This window comes from Pseudomonas sp. ANT_J12 (assembly GCF_008370045.1).
GTDB lineage: Bacteria > Pseudomonadota > Gammaproteobacteria > Pseudomonadales > Pseudomonadaceae > Aquipseudomonas.
In genome coordinates, this window is sequence record NZ_VOBN01000001.1 from 545,640 (window position 1) to 564,515 (window position 18,876).

General features: G+C 61.1%; 20 protein-coding genes. 6 read left to right on the forward strand and 14 right to left on the reverse strand.

Annotation, left to right across the window (positions count from 1 at the left end):
* Nucleotides 1–257 precede the first annotated feature (257 nt).
* Complete coding sequence (locus FQ192_RS02715; protein ID WP_149657257.1) at nucleotides 258–1,067, forward strand: methyltransferase domain-containing protein; 810 nt, start codon at nucleotides 258–260, stop codon at nucleotides 1,065–1,067.
* An 83-nt stretch (nucleotides 1,068–1,150) separates the two neighbouring features.
* On the opposite strand, the gene pcaC is transcribed toward FQ192_RS02715, so the two are convergent.
* The 11 genes from pcaC to pcaR all read right to left on the reverse strand — a co-directional run bounded on the left by pcaC (nucleotide 1,151) and on the right by pcaR (nucleotide 12,098).
* Nucleotides 1,151–1,543, reverse strand: a complete 393-nt coding sequence (gene pcaC, locus FQ192_RS02720; protein WP_149657258.1) for a 4-carboxymuconolactone decarboxylase — start codon at nucleotides 1,541–1,543, stop codon at nucleotides 1,151–1,153.
* 10 nt (nucleotides 1,544–1,553) lie between these two features.
* The gene (gene pcaD / locus FQ192_RS02725; protein WP_149657259.1) at nucleotides 1,554–2,345 is read right to left on the reverse strand and encodes a 3-oxoadipate enol-lactonase; all 792 of its coding nucleotides are present in this window, start codon (nucleotides 2,343–2,345) and stop codon (nucleotides 1,554–1,556) included.
* Nucleotides 2,346–2,356: 11 nt separating this feature from the next.
* Complete coding sequence (locus tag FQ192_RS02730; RefSeq protein ID WP_149657260.1) at nucleotides 2,357–3,721, reverse strand: 3-carboxy-cis,cis-muconate cycloisomerase; 1,365 nt, start codon at nucleotides 3,719–3,721, stop codon at nucleotides 2,357–2,359.
* A gap of 45 nt (nucleotides 3,722–3,766) precedes the next feature.
* Nucleotides 3,767–5,071 (reverse strand): MFS family transporter, encoded by a 1,305-nt coding sequence (locus FQ192_RS02735; RefSeq protein ID WP_149657261.1) that lies wholly within the window; start codon nucleotides 5,069–5,071, stop codon nucleotides 3,767–3,769.
* Nucleotides 5,072–5,309: 238 nt separating this feature from the next.
* Nucleotides 5,310–5,876 (reverse strand): protocatechuate 3,4-dioxygenase subunit alpha, encoded by a 567-nt coding sequence (gene pcaG, locus FQ192_RS02740; protein WP_149657262.1) that lies wholly within the window; start codon nucleotides 5,874–5,876, stop codon nucleotides 5,310–5,312.
* 1 nt (nucleotide 5,877) lies between these two features.
* Complete coding sequence (pcaH, locus tag FQ192_RS02745; protein ID WP_149657263.1) at nucleotides 5,878–6,582, reverse strand: protocatechuate 3,4-dioxygenase subunit beta; 705 nt, start codon at nucleotides 6,580–6,582, stop codon at nucleotides 5,878–5,880.
* Nucleotides 6,583–6,617: 35 nt separating this feature from the next.
* Nucleotides 6,618–7,823, reverse strand: coding sequence for a 3-oxoadipyl-CoA thiolase (pcaF, locus tag FQ192_RS02750; protein WP_178129011.1), 1,206 nt, complete (start codon nucleotides 7,821–7,823; stop codon nucleotides 6,618–6,620).
* Nucleotides 7,820–8,599, reverse strand: coding sequence for a CoA-transferase subunit beta (locus tag FQ192_RS02755; RefSeq protein ID WP_149657265.1), 780 nt, complete (start codon nucleotides 8,597–8,599; stop codon nucleotides 7,820–7,822). Before FQ192_RS02755 ends, pcaF begins: the two co-directional genes overlap by 4 nt.
* Nucleotides 8,599–9,456 (reverse strand): CoA transferase subunit A, encoded by an 858-nt coding sequence (locus FQ192_RS02760; RefSeq protein WP_123406032.1) that lies wholly within the window; start codon nucleotides 9,454–9,456, stop codon nucleotides 8,599–8,601. The genes FQ192_RS02755 and FQ192_RS02760 overlap by 1 nt, the downstream gene beginning before the upstream one ends.
* Nucleotides 9,457–9,741: 285 nt before the next feature.
* On the reverse strand, nucleotides 9,742–11,088 hold the full coding sequence (locus FQ192_RS02770) for an MFS transporter (RefSeq protein ID WP_149657267.1): 1,347 nt from the start codon (nucleotides 11,086–11,088) through the stop codon (nucleotides 9,742–9,744).
* A gap of 167 nt (nucleotides 11,089–11,255) precedes the next feature.
* Nucleotides 11,256–12,098 carry a pca regulon transcriptional regulator PcaR gene (gene pcaR, locus FQ192_RS02775; protein ID WP_149657268.1) on the reverse strand — a complete coding sequence of 281 codons (843 nt, stop codon included), beginning with the start codon at nucleotides 12,096–12,098 and terminating at the stop codon, nucleotides 11,256–11,258.
* 675 nt (nucleotides 12,099–12,773) lie between these two features.
* On the opposite strand from pcaR, the gene FQ192_RS02780 reads away from it, so the two are divergent.
* Both FQ192_RS02780 and FQ192_RS02785 read left to right on the forward strand, forming a co-directional pair.
* Nucleotides 12,774–12,974, forward strand: a complete 201-nt coding sequence (locus tag FQ192_RS02780; protein WP_133837358.1) for a hypothetical protein — start codon at nucleotides 12,774–12,776, stop codon at nucleotides 12,972–12,974.
* A 376-nt stretch (nucleotides 12,975–13,350) separates the two neighbouring features.
* Nucleotides 13,351–14,826 (forward strand): inorganic phosphate transporter, encoded by a 1,476-nt coding sequence (locus FQ192_RS02785; RefSeq protein ID WP_133837357.1) that lies wholly within the window; start codon nucleotides 13,351–13,353, stop codon nucleotides 14,824–14,826.
* Between the two features lie 269 nt (nucleotides 14,827–15,095).
* Here the strand turns inward: FQ192_RS02785 and ccoM are convergent, their stop codons facing one another.
* Together ccoM and FQ192_RS33945 are read right to left on the reverse strand one after the other, a co-directional pair.
* On the reverse strand, nucleotides 15,096–15,209 hold the full coding sequence (gene ccoM, locus FQ192_RS34835) for a cytochrome c oxidase subunit CcoM (RefSeq protein ID WP_054046898.1): 114 nt from the start codon (nucleotides 15,207–15,209) through the stop codon (nucleotides 15,096–15,098).
* Nucleotides 15,210–15,353: 144 nt separating this feature from the next.
* Nucleotides 15,354–15,515, reverse strand: coding sequence for a hypothetical protein (locus tag FQ192_RS33945; RefSeq protein WP_008016476.1), 162 nt, complete (start codon nucleotides 15,513–15,515; stop codon nucleotides 15,354–15,356).
* A gap of 171 nt (nucleotides 15,516–15,686) precedes the next feature.
* Here FQ192_RS33945 and FQ192_RS02795 point away from each other — a divergent pair, with 171 nt between their 5' ends.
* From FQ192_RS02795 to FQ192_RS02805, 3 genes are all read left to right on the forward strand, one after another.
* Complete coding sequence (locus FQ192_RS02795; RefSeq protein ID WP_149657270.1) at nucleotides 15,687–16,559, forward strand: LysR substrate-binding domain-containing protein; 873 nt, start codon at nucleotides 15,687–15,689, stop codon at nucleotides 16,557–16,559.
* Between the two features lie 88 nt (nucleotides 16,560–16,647).
* Entirely contained in the window at nucleotides 16,648–17,118 is a 471-nt protein-coding gene (locus FQ192_RS02800; protein ID WP_149657271.1) for a RidA family protein, read from the forward strand.
* Nucleotides 17,115–18,305, forward strand: coding sequence for an aminotransferase class V-fold PLP-dependent enzyme (locus tag FQ192_RS02805; RefSeq protein WP_149657272.1), 1,191 nt, complete (start codon nucleotides 17,115–17,117; stop codon nucleotides 18,303–18,305). The genes FQ192_RS02800 and FQ192_RS02805 overlap by 4 nt, the downstream gene beginning before the upstream one ends.
* A 66-nt stretch (nucleotides 18,306–18,371) precedes the next feature.
* Here the strand turns inward: FQ192_RS02805 and FQ192_RS02810 are convergent, their stop codons facing one another.
* Complete coding sequence (locus FQ192_RS02810; RefSeq protein WP_149657273.1) at nucleotides 18,372–18,713, reverse strand: aspartate-semialdehyde dehydrogenase; 342 nt, start codon at nucleotides 18,711–18,713, stop codon at nucleotides 18,372–18,374.
* Nucleotides 18,714–18,876: the final 163 nt, after the last annotated feature.

Consider the following 18,876-nt stretch of genomic DNA (forward strand, 5'->3'; position numbering starts at 1 on the left):
ATGACGCCTTCGCGGGCAAGCCTCGCTCCTACACCGTCCCTGTAGGAGCGAGGCTTGCCCGCGAAGAACGATAACGCGGTCCCCTTGCCACCCGTCAGCCCAGGTGGCACTTCGCGGCCCTTCTATTACAGTGAAAAAACCTGACAGGACTCAGGCATTTTCCATACACCCTACTTCCGTTATCTGTTGATGTTGGTCCCCAGGACTTGAGCCAGGCTGTCATCGGAAGACACCGCTGATCAACGGAGGACCACCTCATGATCACCCGACTACCACCCGGCGACACCGCTTGGGACGCCAAGGCCTACCAGCAGTTTTCCCGCCTCAGGCAACGACCAGTCAACGAATTGCTCGACCGCATCGACCTCGAACACCCCACACACATCTATGACCTGGGCTGCGGCACCGGCATTGCCACGCAACTGCTGGCCAAGCGCTGGCCCCGAGCCCGATTAATGGGTGTGGACAGCTCCGAGCACATGCTCGCCGAGGCCCGCGCCCTGCCCATCAAAGCCCGGTGGAAACACTGCGATCTGTTGACCTGGCAACCGGAGGTGCCAGCGGATCTGCTGTTCGCTGCCGCCGTGCTGCACTTTATCGACGACCACCAACAGTTGCTGCCGCGCCTGCTGCGACAACTCAACCCCGGAGGCTGCCTCGCCGCGCACATGCCCGACTGGTGGGATGCCTTGTGGTACCAACTGATGCTCGACACCCTGGACGATGCGGGGCCTGGTGGTGTGCCGCTGGGAACGCCGGAGTTGCGCCAGACGATGGCTCACCGAACGTTATTGTCCCTGGAAGGCTATTACCGCCTGCTCGCACCGATCACCCGATCCCTTGATATCTGGGAAACCGAACAGTTGCAGGTGGTGGACGGCAAATCGCCGATCTACGACTGGGTCAAGGTCTCGGCCTTGCGACCGGTGCTGCTGGGATTGAAGGCTGAGGAACAGGCGCGATTCATCTATCACTACCTGATGCGCGTGCATAAGCATTACCCGCCGGAGAACGACGGCCGCACGTTGTTTCCGTTCAAGCGGATTTTCATTGTGGCGACGGTGTAAACATCAAAAGATCGCAGCCTTCGGCAGCGCCTACGTGTTTGTGGGCGCTGCCGAAGGCTGCGATCTTTTTTGCGGCCTTCACGCTAGCCCCGCGACTCAACCCCCAACTCATCCCACACCGATTCCGCCAAATGGAACGTGGCATTCGCCGCCGGGATCCCGCAGTAGATTGCGCTCTGCATGATCACTTCCTTGATCTCGCCACGGGTCACGCCGTTATTGGCGGCGGCGCGCAGGTGCAGTTTGAGTTCTTCGTTGCGGTTCATGCCGATCAGCATGGCGATGGTGATCAGGCTGCGGGTGTGGCGTTCCAGGCCCGGGCGGGTCCAGATGTCGCCCCAGGCGTGGCGGGTGATCATTTCCTGGAACTCCGAGTTGAACTCGGTCAGGGCGTTCAGGCTGCGGTCGACATGGGCGTCGCCCAGTACTGCGCGGCGCACTGCCAGACCCTCGTCGTAACGTTGTTTCTCGTCCACACATTTCCCCTCAAGACTTCGACAAAAACGCCAGCACCCGCTCGCTGAACGCGGCGCCGGCCTGAACGTTGGACAGGTGCGCGGCGTAGAACTCGGCGTACTCGGCGTCCGGCACGTGTGCCTGGATAAAGTGCCCACCGGACGGCGGCGTGACGGCGTCTTCGGTGCCGGCGATCACCAGCAGCGGCACCTTGATCGACGACAGCTGATCACGGAAATCCGCATCGCGCACGGCGGCGCAATTGGCCGCATAACCTTGCGGCGAAGTGGCAGCGAGCATGTCTGTGATCTTCTTCGCCGCCGCCGGATTGGCTTCGGCAAAATCCGGGGTGAACCAGCGCGCAATCGAGGCATCACGCAACGCAACCATGGCCGCAGGGCCATCGCGCAACACGGTTTCGATCCGAGGGTTCCACACCGATGGATCGCCGATTTTCGCCGCGGTGTTGCACACGATCAGCTTGTTCAGACGCTCGCCCGCGTTGATCCCCAGCCATTGGCCGATCAAGCCGCCCATGGACAGGCCACAAAAATGCGCGCGCTCGATGTGCAAGGCATCCAGCAGCGCCAACACGTCGTGGCCCAGTTGCTCAATGCTGTAAGGCCCCGGCGTGACCAGCGACTGGCCATGGCCACGGGTGTCGAAACGCAGCACCCGGAACTGCTCCGTGAACGCCGCAATCTGTGCGTCCCACATGTGCAGGTCGGTGCCCAGAGAGTTGGACAACACCAGCACCGGCGCATCTTCCGGGCCATCTAGCTTGTAATGCAGTTCGCCCTCGGCGAGTTGTACGAATGCCACGGCAGCCTCCTTCAGGCAGTCAACGCAAAATGTTCAGCCACCGCGCGCTCGACCCAGGTACGGGCCTGGCCGAGGTAGTGGGCAGGGTCCAGCAGTTGGTCCAGTTCAGCGTCCGACAGTTGCGCCGTCACTTGCGGCTCATCGCAGAGGACGGCGCGCAAATGGCGTTGCTCGGCCACCGCGCGTTTGCAGCAGTGTTCCAGCAGATGATGCGCGGTCTCGCGACCGACCCGTTGCGCGAGGACGATGCTCACCGCTTCGGCCAGCACCAGGCCCTGGGTCAGGTCGAGGTTGCGCGCCATGCGCTCAGCATCCACTTCCAGCCCATCAGCCACCAGTAGCGCCTGTTTCAGACTGCCAGACACCAGGCAGCAAATCTCCGGCAGGGTTTCCCACTCGGCATGCCACAGGCCCAGGCTGCGTTCGTGCTCTTGCGGCATGGCGCTGAACAAGGTCGAGAGCAAGCCCGGCACCCGGGTCGCCGCGCCGATCAACACCGCCGCGCCGACGGGGTTGCGCTTGTGCGGCATGGTCGAGGAACCGCCCTTGCCCGGCGCCGCCGGTTCGAACACTTCGCCGGCTTCGGTCTGCATCAACAGGCTGATGTCGCGACCGAATTTGCCGAGGCTGCCGGCGATCAGACCGAGCACAGAACCGAACTCCACCAGGCGATCACGCTGGGTGTGCCAAGGTTGTTCCGGCAAGCTCAACTGCATCTCTTCGGCCAGGGCGCTGGCAATCGGTATGGCCTGCTCGCCGAGGGCCGCGAGGGTCCCGGAGGCACCACCGAATTGCAGCACCAACAGCCGTGGCTTGAGTTCGCGCAAGCGCTGGCGGCTGCGGGTCACGGCGCCGAGCCACCCGGCGATCTTCATGCCGAGCGTGACCGGCGTCGCGTGTTGCAACCAGGTGCGCCCGGCCAACGGCGTGGCAACGTAGCGCCGGGCCTGGGTCGCGAGGATTTCCCCGAGTTGTGCCAGATCGCTTTCGATCAACGCCAGGGCTTGGCGCAGTTGCAGCACCAGGCCTGAATCCATCACGTCCTGACTGGTCGCGCCCAAGTGTACGTAACGCTCGGCTTCGGCATCGTTCGCCGCAATCTGTTTACCCAAGGCCTTGACCAACGGAATCGCCGAATTCCCCGCCGTGGCAATCGCTTCACCGAGGGCGGCGAAATCGTAATGCCCGGCCTGGCACGCGGCTTCGATAGCCGCGACTGCGGTGTGCGGGATCAGCCCGACCCGCGCTTCGGCCCGGGCCAGCGCCGCTTCGAAATCGAGCATGGCCTGGACCCGGCCCTGATCGCAGAACACTTCACGCATATCGCGGGCAGTGAAATAGGCATCGAACAATTGATTGTTCGGTCGCTGGTTCATAAAAAGTCCTTGGAAGCGTGGGCCGAGCGGGCCCACGCGTAGGGATCAAAGGTCGTGGTGCAAATACTTTGCCTGTTTGGGCAGGCGCAGGCTGAACAGGAACGCCACCGCCATCATCACTGTGACGTACCAGTAGAAGGAGTTTTCCATGCCCACGGCTTTCAGGCTCAGGGCTACGTATTCCGCCGAACCGCCGAAGATTGCATTCGCCACGGCGTAGGCCAGACCGACACCCAGGGCACGCACTTCCGGCGGGAACATCTCGGCTTTGACCAGGCCGCTGATCGAGGTGTAGAAACTGACGATCGCCAGCGCCACGGTAATCAGCACAAAGGCCAGGAATGGGCTGCTGACGCTTTTCAGGCTGAGCAGGATCGGCACAGTGAACAGCGTGCCGAGGGCGCCAAACCAGAGCATCGAGTTACGCCGGCCGATCTTGTCTGCGAGCATGCCGAACAGCGGCTGCATGCACATATAAAGGAAGAGCGCGCCGGTCATGATGTAGCTGGCGGTCTTGGCGTGCATGCCGGCGGTGTTCACCAGGTATTTCTGCATGTACGTGGTGAAGGTGTAGAAAATCAGCGAACCGCCGGCGGTGTAGCCAAGCACGGTGATGAACGCGGCCTTATGGTCGCGAAACAGCGCCATGATGCTGCCGGCGTCTTTGTTTTCACGCATTTCCTTGCTGGTGGTTTCTTTGAGCGAACGACGCAGGAACAGCGAGATAAGCGCCGCCACGGCACCCACCACAAACGGGATCCGCCAGCCGTAGGCGCGCAAATCATCTTCGGTGAGGAACTGCTGCAGGATCACCACCAGCGACACCGCGAGCAATTGCCCGCCAATCAGCGTCACGTACTGGAACGAGGCGAAGAAACCGCGCTGGCCCTTGAGCGCCACTTCGCTCATGTAGGTCGCGGTGGTGCCGTACTCGCCACCCACCGACAGGCCCTGGAGCAGGCGCGCGAACAGCAGCATGATCGGTGCCCAGACGCCGATGTCCTTGTAGGTCGGCAGGCAGGCGATGAGCAGCGAGCCGAAGCACATCATCAGAATCGAGATCAGCATCGAATTCTTGCGCCCGTGCTTGTCCGCCACCCGGCCGAAAATCCAGCCACCAATGGGCCGCATCAGGAACCCGGCGGCGAACACACCAGCGGTGTTGACCAGCTGTACCGTGGGGTTGTCGGACGGGAAAAACGCCGGGGCGAAATAGATGGCGCAGAAGGCATACACGTAAAAATCGAACCACTCGACCAGGTTGCCGGACGAGGCGCCGACAATGGCGAAGATGCGCTTGCTGCGCTCTTCCCCGGTGTAGTGTTCGGTAGCAGCGGTAGTCGTTGTCATTGTTTTTCACTCAATGGGGACAGTGAGAGTCTAGACACACTTCGCAACAGTCCTGTTCCACAGACGCATTACTTGAGCGCAACACCGTCCCTGTGGCGAGGGAGCTTGCTCCCGCTCGACTGCGCAGCAGTCGCAAAAACGGCCAACGCGGTCAGCCTGATACACCGCGCCAACCGGGACAGGGCTTGCTTCGCAAGCCAGCGGGAGCGAGCTCCCTCGCCACAAAATCAACGATCACTCAGTAATCGAAGAACACCGTCTCCGCATCGGTCCCCTGCAAAATCACGTTCCACTGATAAACACCCGCCGCATCCGCCTTCGCTAGCAACGTGCCACGACGCTCGGCCGGCACGCACTCCAACAACGGATCCGCCACGTTCGTCGGCTCGCCATCAAAGTAAATCCGCGTCAGCAGGTGCTTCACCAACCCACGGGCAAACACCAGCACCACCAGATGCGGCGCCTGGGTCGTGCCGTTGAGGCCTTGCACCGTACCGGGCTTGATCGTGGTAAAGCGAAACCGCCCTTCCCCGTCCACCGGCACTCGGCCGAAGCCTTCGAAGTTCGGGTCCAGGGGTTTGTCCTGTTCGTCTTCCGGGTGGTCGTACTTGCCGGCGGCGTTGGCTTGCCAGACTTCCAGCATGGCGTCGTTCACCACATCGCCATTGCCGTCGATCACTTGCCCGGTGATCGCCACGCGCTGGCCCAGGGTTTGCTCGACGGTCAGGTCTTCGCGGTTCAGCCAGGTCAGGCCGATGTGGTAATACGGCCCGACGGTGTGGGATGTGGTCGCGTTCAGCGTCATCTTATTTCTCCATCGGCGTGGCTTCGCGGCCGCGCAAGACGATGTCCCAGCGATAACCGAGGGCATAGGAAGGGATGGTTTTTTCCAGATCGAAACTGGCGATCAAGCGCTCTTTGGCGCGGGTATCGGGCACGCAGTTGTAGATCGGGTCGTAGGCCAGCAGCGGATCGCCCGGGAAATACATCTGAGTCACCAGCCGCGTGAGGATGCTCGGCCCGAACAACGAGAAATGGATGTGCGCCGGGCGCCAGGCGTTGTGGTGATTGCCCCACGGATAAGCGCCGGGCTTGATGGTCTGGAACTGATACCAGCCATCGGCGTCGGTCACGGTGCGGCCAGTGCCGGTGAAATTCGGGTCCAGCGGTGCGTCGTGCAGGTCCCGGGCGTGGTTGTAACGCCCGGCGGCGTTGGCCTGCCAGATCTCCACCAGAATCCCCGGTACCGGCAAGCCGTCTTCATCGAGCACGCGGCCGTGGATGATGATGCGCTCGCCCAAGGGCTCGCCGGCGTGTTGGGCGGTCAGGTCGTTATCGCGTTCGTTGATGCGTTCGGCGCCGATGGTCGGACCGGTGATTTCCGACAGCGAATGGGGCAAAAACACCAACGGCTTGGACGGGGCGCGACGGTTGGTGGATTGATAGGTCGGGTGCAGGTATTGCGGCTGAGTGCCTTCCTTCGGACGACGGTAACCAGGCTTGTCAGTCATTTCGCTTTTCCTCTGTTCTTATGAGTCGGCGGCTGTCAGACGCGTTCGATCGCCAGGGCCAGACCCTGGCCAACGCCGACGCACATGGTCGCCAGACCTTTCTTGCCACCGGTCTTTTCCAGTTGATGCAATGCCGTCAGTACTAGCCGCGCGCCGCTCATGCCCAATGGATGGCCCAAGGCAATGGCGCCGCCGTTTGGATTGACCTGAGCCGCATCGTCCGCAATGCCCAGTTCCCGCAACACCGCCAAACCCTGGCTGGCGAAGGCTTCGTTGAGTTCGATCACGTCGAAATCGCTGACGGCCAGGCCGAGACGTTCGGTGAGTTTGCGCACGGCGGGGACCGGGCCGATGCCCATGATGCGCGGGGCAACCCCGGCACTCGCCATGCCAAGCACTTTGGCCCGGGCGGTCAGGCCGTGTTTCTTCACGGCTTCGGCGGACGCGAGGATCAGCGCCGCAGCGCCATCGTTCACGCCCGAGGCATTGCCGGCGGTGACGGTTTTGTCCGGGCCGTTGACGGGCTTGAGTTTGGCCAGGGTTTCCAGGGTGGTATCGGCACGCGGATGTTCGTCCTGGGTGACGACGGTTTCCCCTTTCTTGTGGGCAATCCGCACTTCAACGATTTCTTCAGCGAAAAATCCTGCGGCTTGCGCGGCGGCCGTCCGCTGCTGACTGCGCAGGGCGAAAGCGTCCTGATCTTCGCGGGACACTTCATAGTCGTCAGCCACGTTGTCCGCGGTTTGCGGCATCGCATCGACGCCGTACTGGGCTTTCATCAACGGGTTGATAAAACGCCAGCCGATGGTGGTGTCTTCGAGCTTCATGTTGCGTGAGAACGCCGCGTCGGCCTTGCCCATCACGAACGGCGCGCGGGACATCGACTCGACGCCGCCGGCAATCGCCAGCTCCATCTCGCCGCTGGCGATGGCGCGGAACGCGGTGCCGATGGCGTCCATGCCCGAGGCGCAGAGGCGATTGAGCGTGACGCCGGGAATGCTTTCCGGCAGCCCCGCCAACAACAGCGCCATACGCGCGACGTTACGGTTGTCTTCGCCGGCCTGGTTGGCACAGCCGAGGAACACCTCGTCCACCGCGCTCCAGTCCACCGAGGGATTGCGTTCCATCAGCGCCTTGATCGGTACGGCGGCCAGGTCGTCGGCGCGCACCGCCGACAAGCCACCGCCGAAACGGCCAATGGGGGTGCGAATCGCGTCGCAGATATAAACGTCACGCATCAGGCTTCTCCGGGGGCTTGGCCGTGGGCGGCGGCAGTGCGGGCTTCCAGATCCCTTAAGGCTTTGAGTTCAATCTCGGTCGGCTCGGCGGTGTTTTCAACATGCTCGGCAAAACGAATCGCCCAACCAGTGGCCGCCGTGACTTGCTCGCGGGTCACGCCGGGGTGCAGCGCGGTGACCACGAATTCATGGGTTTGCGCCTCGGGCTCCATGATGCACAGGTCGGTGATGATGCCGACCGGTCCGGCGCCCGGCAGCCCCAGACGCTTACGCGAATCGCCGCCCTCGCCATGGCCGACCGAGGTGATGAAGTCCAGTTTGTCGACAAACGAACGCGCCGACTGTTTAAGGATGATCAACACGCTCTTGGCCGAGCCGGCAATTTCCGGCGCGCCACCGGCACCCGGCAGGCGGACTTTCGGCTGGTGATAATCGCCCACGACCGTGGTGTTGATATTGCCGAAGCGATCAACCTGCGCCGCGCCGAGAAAACCGACGTCGATGCGCCCGCCCTGCAACCAATAGCGAAAAATCTCACCGGTCGGCACGACCGTGTCGGCGGTTTCCGCCAGCTCACCGTCACCGATCGACAGCGGCAGTACGCTTGGCTTGGCACCGATCGGACCCGATTCGTAGATCAGGACGACATCCGGCGAAGACGTCAGCCGCGCCAGGTTGGCCGCTTTCGACGGCAGGCCTATGCCGACGAAGCACACCGAACCGTTCTTCAAACGGCGGGCGGCGGCGACGGTCATCATTTCATTGGTGGTGTAGGTCATTACTTGGCCTCCGAAGCAGCGGCCAGCTTGGCCTGGAACTCACTGAAGTCAGCGCAGCCGTGGATGTACTCGTTGATCCACGCGGTGAAGGTGTCGCGGTCCCGGGCAATCGGGTCCCAGGCCTGATAGAAGCGGTTGTCACGCTCGTTGTAACCGTGGGCGTAGGACGGATGCGCACCACCAGGGACGTGGCAAACCGCGCTCAGGGCCCAGGTTGGCAGCACACACGAGTTCATCGGTGCATTGAGATCGTCGACGATTTCTTCAACGGTGACGATGCAGCGCTTGGCCGCCAGCGCGGCTTCTTTCTGTACGCCGAGAATGCCCCACAGCAGCACGTTGCCTTTGCGGTCGGCCTTCTGCGCGTGAATCACGGTGACGTCCGGGCGCACCGAAGGCACGGCGGCCAGCACTTCGCCGGTAAATGGGCAGGTCACGGTCTTGATCAGCGGGTTGACCTTCGGCAGGTCGGAACCGGCGTAGGCCCGCAACACTGCGAACGGTAGGCCGGAAGCGCCAGCGACGTAGGCATTGGCCAGGTCGGCGTGGCTGTGTTCTTCGATTTCCAGTGGGTGCGGCCACTGCTTCTCGACGGCGTCACGCAGTCGGTGCAGCGAACCCACGCCGGGGTTGCCGCCCCAGGAGAAAATCAGCTTGCGAGCACAACCGGCACCGATCAACTGGTCGTAGATCAGGTCAGGCGTCATCCGCACCAGCGTCAGATCTTTCTTGCCCTGGCGAATGATTTCATGACCCGCCGCCGTCGGAATCAGGTGAGTGAAGCCTTCGAGCGCGACGGTGTCGCCGTCGTTGACGAATTGCTTCACCGCATCGTGCAGCGAAAGGATTTCAGCCATGGGGCAGGCTCCCGTTTTGTGTGAACCGACAGTGGAAGAAAAGGGCGCGAGGTTCAGCGCCGGAGTCACTGAAGAGTAAGCCTGAGAAAATCGTCAAACAATCCGATAATCGACTGAGTGTTCGTTTATCGAACAGATTGTTGTTTGGCTATCGATCCTTAAAAGCTTCGCGGACAAGCCCGCTCCTGCAGAATTGGCGCATGTCGTACGCACACCTAAACCTGTAGGAGCGAGGCTCGCCCGCGAAGAGGCCCTCAAAGCCAATAGAGATTCCCGAGCCTGTCCTCAGGTCGCATCCGCATGACTGACCATGCCCTTGATCACCACCGCGGTGGTCGCCAATGCCGCCGGAATCACCAGCGCCGTCAGCACCTGTTCGAAATTCCAGCCCAGGCCCAACAATGTCGCGCCCATCCACGCCCCGAGGATCGCGCCGAAACGGCCAATCCCGAGCATCCACGACACGCCGGTCGCCCGGCCCTGGGTCGGGTAAAACCGCGCCGCCAGGGAAGGCATCGCCGATTGCGCGCCGTTGACACACATTCCGGCCACCAACACCAAGGTCGCCAACACCGTGATATGCCCCAGGCTCTGCCCGACGGCGTAGGCAAACACCCCGGCCAGCAAGTAGAAAGTGCCGATGACCTTGTGGGGATTGAACCGGTCCATCGCCCAGCCCACACCGACGGCGCTCAGCACCCCGCCGAACTGGAACAGCGCGCCGATAAACGCCGCCTGCTCCATGCTCGCGCCGCTGTCACGCATCAGCGTCGGCAACCAGCTGGTCAGTAAGTAAACGATCACCAGCCCCATGAAGTAGGTCAGCCACAGCAGCAAGGTGCCGGTGCTGTAGGTGCCGGAGAAAATCACCGCGAACACATTGCGCGCCTTCACGGTTTTCTGTTCCGGCACGCTGAAGCTCGAGGCCTGGGCCACCGCCACCGGGTCGATCGGGGCCAGGGTTTTGCGCACTTTGTCGGTGCCGCGGTTACGGACGACAAGGTAACGCGCCGATTCCGGCAGCCAGAACAGCAAAACTACCGCCAGGATCAGCGGCAAAATCCCACCGATCAACAGCAGGCTGTGCCAGCCGAACGCCGGGATCAATTTGGCCGAGATAAACCCGCCGCCGGCCATGCCGAGGTTGAAGCCGCAGAACATGCTGGTCACCAGCAGGGATTTCTTGCGCTCCGGGGTGTATTCCGACAGCAGCGTGGTGGCGTTCGGCATGCCGGCGCCCAGGCCCAGGCCGGTGAGGAAACGCAGCACCAGCAATTGATCGACGTTGCTGCTGTAGGCCGAGGCCAGGCTGAAGATGCCGAACAGAAATACCGCGCCGACCAGTACGATTTTTCGCCCGAAGCGGTCAGCCAATGGGCCGGAACCGAGTGCGCCGAAGACCATGCCGATCAGCGCGGCACTCATCACCGGGCCGAGGCTGGCGCGGTCGATGCCCCAGTCTTGGGACAGGGCTGGCGCAATGAAGCCCATGGCCGCGGTGTCGAGGCCATCGAGGAAAACAATCAGGAAACACAGGATCACCACTCGCCACTGGTAGCGCGAGATGGGTTGGGCATTGATGAAGGACTGCACGTCGAGGCAGTTTCCTACAGCAGACTGAGGCTGATTCATTGTTTTTATTCCACGCCAGGGACGCGTGGCCTCTTCTCATTATTATGGGGGTCATCGTCCGGCGTGACCGAGGGTCGACCGCGCCGGATGACGCTGCCGCGACATTAATGATCCGAGGGAAAGAGCGTCAATTCGATAAACGCAACTCTGTGCGTTTATCGAACAGCTTAGGCAAACAGCTGCGCGCTGAGATCGCGGCTGGCACTCAACAAACCGGGGAGGAAGCGTTGTTCCAGCTCATTGCGGCTGACGCGTCCGGCGTGGGTGCTGACGTTGAGTGCCGCCACTACCTGGCCGGACGCGTCATACACCGGCACCGCAATTGAGCGCAGGCCCTGTTCCAGTTCTTGATCGACGATGCACCAGCCTTGCTGCCGAACTTCTTGCAGGCATTCGAGCAACGCTTCGGGGGTGTGCAGGGTGCGGCTGGTCTTAGCCTGGAATTCTGCGTGATCGAGGTATTCGCCCAGGCTCGTGTCATCCAGCGCGGCCAACAGGATCCGGCCCATGGACGTGCAATAGGCCGGCAGCCGCCCACCCACCGACAAGTCCACGGAAATCAGGCGCTGAGTGGTGGCCGAACGGGCGATGTACAGAATGTCATCACCTTCCAGGGTCGCCATATTGCAGGCCTCATGGAGTTGCTCGCTCATGCGGTCCAGGTACGGCTGGGCGGAAACTGCGAGCGGCGTCGAGGATAAATAGGCATGGCCGAGTGTCAGGACTTTGGGCAGCAGCGAATAGGTCCGACCGTCCGTGGTGGCGTAGCCGAGTTTGATCAGGGTGTGCAGGCAACGTCGGACGGCGGCGCGGGGAATTTCCGTGCGGTGGCTGATCTGGGCGATGGTGAGGTGGCGCTTGCGCTCCTGGAACGCCTGCACCACCGCCAGGCCACGGGCCAGGGACGTCATGAAGTCCGGGTCGCCAGTCAGGGCCTGGATTCGCTTGGCTGGCGAGGCGACGATCGGCGGCGCCACTGACGCGAAGGAATTGCGCATTTGATCGTTCATATCAGGTCCTTTTCCTACACGGCTCAGTGGCTATTACAAGCGGCTCAAGCCCCGTACACAAGCCACGAGCGACAAGATTGGGCGATTATCGAACCATCGACCGATAATCGCAATCGACACACCCTTACCGTCAAGCGCGGACGGCAATGTTAGATGTTGTCACTATTGAACGGTTGCCGACTGTTAAAGGGCAAAGTAATGAAGCGAACTTGTCCGACTTGTTGGCGCCAGAAACAGGTCACTGAAAAGTCGCATCCTGCATACTCTAAATACCCATAAAGTTACGAGTAACAAAATCATCACATGCCAGGAAGCACTTTTAACTCCCTGGTGATAGTGTTCTTCGAATCGACGGCTATAATGCACCTCAGTGGCCCGCCGGTTTCTTACTTGCCGATTACGCCACCCGGAGCGCGATGTCCCATCGCCGCCGCCCGCAGCAAGCGCCTGACGCTCATTTGATATGCACCGCCAACGCGCTGGCTGAAACAGGATACTGAAGCTACGTCAGCTGTATTTATCTGGTGCCGTGGCCGCCTGCAACATGGAAGTGTTGATCATTAGGTCGTTAAAAAGCCGATACCCCTTCAGGTATTGTCCTTTCGACGAACGTGGTCAATAAACTTGAAGCAGCGCGTTTCACCAGAATTTATCTCAACTCAATCAGGTAGCACTGTGACGAAAGACGAACTGCGCGCGGAACTTGAGCGCCAGGAACAACGTTACAAGGATGTTTACGGCGGGGAAGTCACCACCTACGCCGCCCAGCCCGAACCGGAACGCAAGCCCTGGCGTAAACGCGCCACCGTTCAAGATCAGGCATTCACCCAGGAACTGCAGAAGATGGAAAAGGAACTCAAAGCCGAAGAGCCTTGACCGCCTCGGCCTGAATCCTTCAAGGGCCTGCGTTTGCATCCGCTAAAAGCGCGGTGTTTCGACGTTGCCTTTCGCGCCCGCTACCAGCGGGCAGCGGCCACCTCACCCTCTGGATGAGGCAAATGGCGCATGTCCGACCCTCTTCTCAGAAATTTCATACAACCTTCTGCGCCTCTCGCACCGACGAGAGAAACCCGCGTGCTTGTTGGCTTTTCAAAGAAAATCAATGAGTTGCAAAACCCGGTAAAAACCTCGGGCTTAGGGCTTTGCGACAAACTAATTCGTTGAAGAATGTTACCGATGAGCAGCTAGTGCATCGATTCCTAGTCTTTTCTGGCATAATCGCGCCCCCTTACGACCGGGTCAGAAAACCTTCATGATCGATTTATTCAGCGGACTGGATGCTTGGGTGCTTGTGAGCCTCTTGCTCGCCCTGGCCTTTGTCCTCGCCTTCGAGTTCATCAACGGCTTTCATGACACTGCAAACGCGGTGGCCACTGTTATCTACACCAAAGCCATGCCGCCTCATCTGGCGGTGTTCTTTTCCGGTGTGTTCAACTTTCTCGGCGTTTTGCTGGGCGGTGTTGGCGTGGCGTATGCCATCGTCCATCTGCTGCCGGTAGAGCTGCTGATCAATGTGAACACCGGACACGGACTGGCCATGGTGTTCTCGTTGCTCGCCGCCGCCATCACCTGGAACCTGGGCACCTGGTACTTCGGTATCCCGGCCTCCAGCTCCCACACGCTGATCGGTTCGATCCTCGGTGTCGGCCTGGCCAACGCCCTGATCAACGACATCCCGTTGGCCGATGGCGTGAACTGGCAGAAGGCGATCGATATCGGCGCTTCCCTGGTGTTCTCGCCAATGGCCGGCTTTATTGTCGCCGCGCTGGTGTTGATCGGCCTTAAATGGTGGCGCCCGCTGTCGAAGATGCACAAGACCCCGGACCAGCGTCGCAAGCTCGACGACAAGAAGCACCCGCCGTTCTGGAACCGCCTGGTCCTGGTGATATCGGCCATGGCCGTGAGCTTCGTCCACGGTTCCAACGATGGCCAGAAAGGCATCGGCCTGATCATGCTGGTGTTGATCGGTATCGTGCCGGCGCAGTTCGTTCTCGACCTGAGCAGCACCACTTACCAGATCGAACGGACTCGCGATGCGACCCTGCACTTGAGCCAGTTCTACAAGCGCAATGCCGACACCCTGGGTGAATTCCTGGCGCTGGGCAAAAGCGTGGAAGGTGATCTGCCGGAGAAATTCCGTTGCAACCCGCAACAGACCGAACCGACCATCAGCGCGCTGCTCGACACCCTCAAGGGTGTAGCCGATTACCACTCGCTGACGTCGGAAAGCCGCATCGAAGTGCGTCGCTACCTGCTCTGTCTGGATGACACGGCACGCAAGGTTGCCAAGCTGCCAGGCCTGCAAGCCCGTGAAAAAGCTGACCTGGACAAACTGCGCAAAGACCTGACCACCACCACCGAATACGCGCCGTTCTGGGTGATTCTGGCGGTTGCACTGGCCCTGGGCCTGGGCACCATGGTTGGCTGGAAACGCGTGGTGCTGACCATCGGCGAGAAGATCGGCAAGCAAGGAATGACCTACGCTCAGGGCATGTCGGCTCAGATCACCACCGCCTGCATGATCGGCCTGGCCAACATCTTCAGCCTGCCGGTGTCCACCACCCACGTCCTGTCTTCGGGCGTGGCCGGCACCATGGTCGCCAACAAAAGCGGCCTGCAAGGTGGCACCGTCAAGACCATCCTGCTGGCCTGGGTCCTGACCCTGCCCGCCACCGTGGCCCTGTCGGCCGGCCTGTTCTGGCTGGCGTCGAAGGCACTGGGTAGCTGATACATCGCTGCAACGAAAAAGGCGCGTTCCGTAAGGTTCGCGCCTTTTTCATGCCTGCTGATTTCTCCCAAACACCCCAATGATCGTTCCCACGCTCTGCGTGGGAATGCCGCATGGACGCTCCGCGTCCACCTGTGACGCGGAGCGTCACGGGATTCATTCCCACGCAGAGCGTGGGAACGATCATGTACCGATAGATTTTCGTGGACGAAAAAAAGGGCAACCGAAGTTGCCCAAAATGCCTTGCGTGCTCATTGCTCTGGAAAGAACTACGGTTTGCGCTTATGCGAATCCTTCCAGATGAAATATCCAAACCCTGCAAAAAACAGAACCATGAGGCCGACTGTCAGCACTCCGGCGATCACCACGTTGTCGAAAAACATGACTGGCCTCCTGCACTTGCCCTGTTGCGATGGAGCTAAGTTAACCAATCGGGCAGGAGAGAAAATTGACCGGGATCAATGTCGCCCGCGACGGGGCGTAAAGGAGGGGAAATAACTGACCTGCATCAATCGATGCAGGGGGTATCAACGCTTTTTCGGTTTGTTTTTCGGCTTTTTCTTCGCTTTACCCAATGGCATGGCCTGCTCGAAAGCCTGGCGCACTTCGTTCAGGCGCTTGTCGTTGAGGTCATGAACCCGCTTGGCGCGTTCGGCATTAAGGTCGATCAGTTTGTCGTCTTGGCTCATGGCGTTCAGTGCATCGCTGGAAAAGGACGTTCAGTCGGGATTGCGTCAATAATGCGGTGTGTCGCCCGCGCTGACCAGTCACCCCGCTGAACATGGCCTTAACAAAATATGTGCTCACGCGGATTTTCACCGCACAATCGGCCCGTTGCGATGAACCCAAAGGACCCTACCGTGGAATTGCACCAGGATCTGCCGCCCTTGATGGCTCTGCGCGCCTTCGAGGCCGTGGCGCGGCATTTGAGTTTTAACAAGGCGGCCGATGAGCTGTCGGTGACCCAAAGTGCGATCAGCCATCAGGTGCAGAAACTTGAGCAGTTCCTCAACCAGCGGCTGTTTATCCGACGCACCCGTGCGATTGATCTGACGCCAGCCGGCGAAACCTATTACCGCCAGATTCAGCCTGCCCTGGAATCCATTGCCTCGGCCACCCGCGAACTGCGCGGTGACGAACAACAGGAAACCACCCTGCGCATCGGCCTGCTCGCTTCGTTCGCCACCCTGTGGCTGGCACCGCGCCTGGCCAGTTTCAATACGCGTTACCCGCACATTCATGTGGAACTGCTGCCGTCGGTGCAACTGGCCGACGTCAATGGCGGCGAAGTGGACCTGGCGATCCGTTACGGCAAGGGTGGCTGGCCCAAGGTTCAAGCCCGACGTTTCATGGGGGAAACGATCACCCCGGTGTGCAGCCCGGCATTCAAGGCCCAGGGCGTCGGCCAAGGCCCGCTGCTGATGGCCAAGTCCTACCAGCCATTCGAGTGGATCGACTGGAGCGCCCACAACGGCATCGACATCACCCACTACCCCAGCGTGATGCTCCACGATTACAACATCGTCGTTGAAGCCGCCGTGGCCGGCCAGGGCATCGCCATGGGCCGCCGGCACTTGATCGAACGTCGGCTGAAGGAAGGCGTGCTGGTCGAAGCCTTTGATACCCCGCCGTTCACCAACGAGATCGGCTATTGGCTGGTCACCCCCGAGCGCCCGCCCAGCCCTGCCGCCGAATGCTTTGCACAATGGCTGGATGAAACTTCAGACACATGAGTTATTTGAATACGTCGGATTAAATCTATCCGTTTGTCGCGCCCGCGCGAGGCCAACATTCTGAACCCTTCATTCAGGAGGATTCACCATGACTGATTCACTCGCCCAACGGGTCCAGCAACTCGGCTTGACGTTGCCGACCCCGAGCCAACCAATCGCCAACTACGTCAATCACGTGGTCAGCCAGAATCAGCTGTTCATTTCCGGGCAGATTCCATTGCTCGATGGCAAACCAACCTTTATCGGTCGACTGGGGGAGGCGATCTCCGAGGAAGAAGGCGCTAACGCCGCCGAACTGGCCGCACTGGGCTTGCTTGCCCAGCTGAGCAACGCCCTTGGTGATGACTTGAATAAACTGGTACGCCTCATCCGCCTCGGCGTATTCATCGCCAGCGCCGGTGATTTCAAGAGCCAGGGCTTGGTGGCCAACGGCGCCTCCAACCTGCTGGTCAACGCCCTCGGCGAGAAAGGCAGACACGTGCGCACGGCGGTCGGCGTTTCCAGCCTGCCCGGCGGCGTGGCGGTGGAAATCGACGCGATTTTCGAGCTTAAGCCATGACACCCGCTGAAGTGGCGCGTTTGCGGGCGGCCACACCCGGTTGCGCCAGCGTGATTCACTTCAACCACGGCGGCGCTTCGCTGCCGAGCCAGGCCACCCTCGACGCCATCCTCGGGCAACTGCAACGCGAAGCCCTCGGCGGTCCGATGGAGGCCGCCGATCAAGGCATTCAGGCTCGCGCCCGGGCAGCGGCGGCCACCCTGCTCAACAACGTGCCCGAAGCCATCGCCTTCGCCAGCAGCGGCTCGGCGGCCTGGGGCATGGCGTTCAATGCGCTGGGGCCGTGGCAACCCGGCGAACGGATTCTGGTCGGTCGTCACGAATGGGGCGGCAATCTGGCCTGCATCGCCCAGGCCGTAAAAGCCGGGGCGCGATTGGAGGTGATCCCTTGTGACAAGACCGGCGCGGTCTGCGTGACCGCCCTTGAGCAAATGATCGACCACAAGGTGAAGCTGATCGCCCTGACCTGGTTGCCCGCCAACAGTGGCCTGATCAACCCCGCCGAGGCGATCGGCGCGGTGGCGCGCCAACATGGCATCCCCTATTTCATCGACGCCGGTCAGGCGCTGGGGCAACTGCCCTGCGATGTACAGGCGTTGAATTGCGATGTGCTCAAGGGCGCCGGGCGCAAATTCCTGCGCGGGCCGCGCGGTACAGCGCTGCTGTATATCCGGCCGGGATTCATGGAACGGCTCAAACCCACGCAACTGGATGTGCTGTCGGCGCCGTGGGATGGCCAGGGCTTTACGCTGCGCAACGACGCCCGGCGCTTCGAAACCAGCGAAGTGTCGGTGGCGTTGCTGGCCGGGCTGGCCAATGCGCTGGAGGAATGCAATGGCCTGGGCCCGGCCAACATTCGTCGGCGGATCGATTCGCTCAGCCGGGGTTTGCGCAAAAACCTCACAACGATCCCCGGCCTGACGCTGCACAACCTCGGCCCCACCGACCATCAATCCGGACTGATCGCGTTTACGCTGGAAGGTTGGGACAGTGTCGAATTGAAGCTAAGGCTGGCACGGCACGGGATCAACATAGGCGCCAATGGCGTGGCTTATACGCCGCTGGACATGCAGGCCCGAGGCCTGGAGAGCATTGCGCGGATTGCCGTGAGTTACTTGAACACCGAGGAGGAGATTGAACGGTTGCAGGGGTGTTTGCGGGAATTGGCCGAAGAACGCGACGGCTGAAAAAGATCGCAGCCTTCGGCAGCGCCTTGGGGGATTGCGAGTTTTTAGCAGGCGCGTTGCGCCAGGCTAGATCTGGATATCAACCCACAGGCCCTGGCGCGGCTCGTCTTCGATCAGCGGTGCGACCGGCACGGTGTTGTCGGCGTTGAGCTCGTCGCCGGGGATCGCCAGGTGCACTTCGGGATCTGAGTCAGCTTCCTGGCGACGGCGATCCTGCTCCTGCCGACGGCGCTGTTCTTCGCGCAGTTGCAGGGCGGCCTCTTCCGGGTCGCGTCTTTTCAGGTCGATCGTGGTTTCGCTGGAGCTTTCCTGCACGGGCACGACCGGCGCAATGTCCGGGCGCTGGCGGATCGGATCGTGCTGTGAGGTGATCGGCACGGCACTCAAGGGCAGCATCGGTTGCAGCATAATTATTAGTCTCCTGTCTTCAGGCTGTCGGCTGCGCGGGGGGCGACTTGAGCCATCGGTCGCAAAGTTGTGAACCAGCGCACGCACACGCAATGATGTTTTATCCGACCACACAGAACCCAGGTGTTCCCGAACATCGAAAATTCAGGGCCTTCACCGGCGC

Excerpts from the sequence above, each read along its gene's own strand:
- FQ192_RS02735 (WP_149657261.1), bottom strand. The coding sequence starts at position 5,071 with ATGACAACGACTACCGCTGCTACCGAACACTACACCGGGGAAGAGCGC.
- pcaG (WP_149657262.1), bottom strand. The coding sequence starts at position 5,876 with ATGACGCTGAACGCGACCACATCCCACACCGTCGGGCCGTATTACCAC.
- FQ192_RS02760 (WP_123406032.1), bottom strand. The coding sequence starts at position 9,456 with ATGGCTGAAATCCTTTCGCTGCACGATGCGGTGAAGCAATTCGTCAAC.
- FQ192_RS02730 (WP_149657260.1), bottom strand. The coding sequence starts at position 3,721 with ATGAACCAGCGACCGAACAATCAATTGTTCGATGCCTATTTCACTGCC.
- FQ192_RS02805 (WP_149657272.1), top strand. The coding sequence starts at position 17,115 with ATGACACCCGCTGAAGTGGCGCGTTTGCGGGCGGCCACACCCGGTTGC.
- ccoM (WP_054046898.1), bottom strand. The coding sequence starts at position 15,209 with ATGTTTTTCGACAACGTGGTGATCGCCGGAGTGCTGACAGTCGGCCTC.
- FQ192_RS02755 (WP_149657265.1), bottom strand. The coding sequence starts at position 8,599 with ATGACCTACACCACCAATGAAATGATGACCGTCGCCGCCGCCCGCCGT.
- FQ192_RS02810 (WP_149657273.1), bottom strand. The coding sequence starts at position 18,713 with ATGCTGCAACCGATGCTGCCCTTGAGTGCCGTGCCGATCACCTCACAG.
- pcaH (WP_149657263.1), bottom strand. The coding sequence starts at position 6,582 with ATGACTGACAAGCCTGGTTACCGTCGTCCGAAGGAAGGCACTCAGCCG.
- pcaR (WP_149657268.1), bottom strand. The coding sequence starts at position 12,098 with ATGAACGATCAAATGCGCAATTCCTTCGCGTCAGTGGCGCCGCCGATC.
- FQ192_RS33945 (WP_008016476.1), bottom strand. The coding sequence starts at position 15,515 with ATGAGCCAAGACGACAAACTGATCGACCTTAATGCCGAACGCGCCAAG.
- FQ192_RS02785 (WP_133837357.1), top strand. The coding sequence starts at position 13,351 with ATGATCGATTTATTCAGCGGACTGGATGCTTGGGTGCTTGTGAGCCTC.
- FQ192_RS02800 (WP_149657271.1), top strand. The coding sequence starts at position 16,648 with ATGACTGATTCACTCGCCCAACGGGTCCAGCAACTCGGCTTGACGTTG.
- FQ192_RS02715 (WP_149657257.1), top strand. The coding sequence starts at position 258 with ATGATCACCCGACTACCACCCGGCGACACCGCTTGGGACGCCAAGGCC.
- FQ192_RS02770 (WP_149657267.1), bottom strand. The coding sequence starts at position 11,088 with ATGAATCAGCCTCAGTCTGCTGTAGGAAACTGCCTCGACGTGCAGTCC.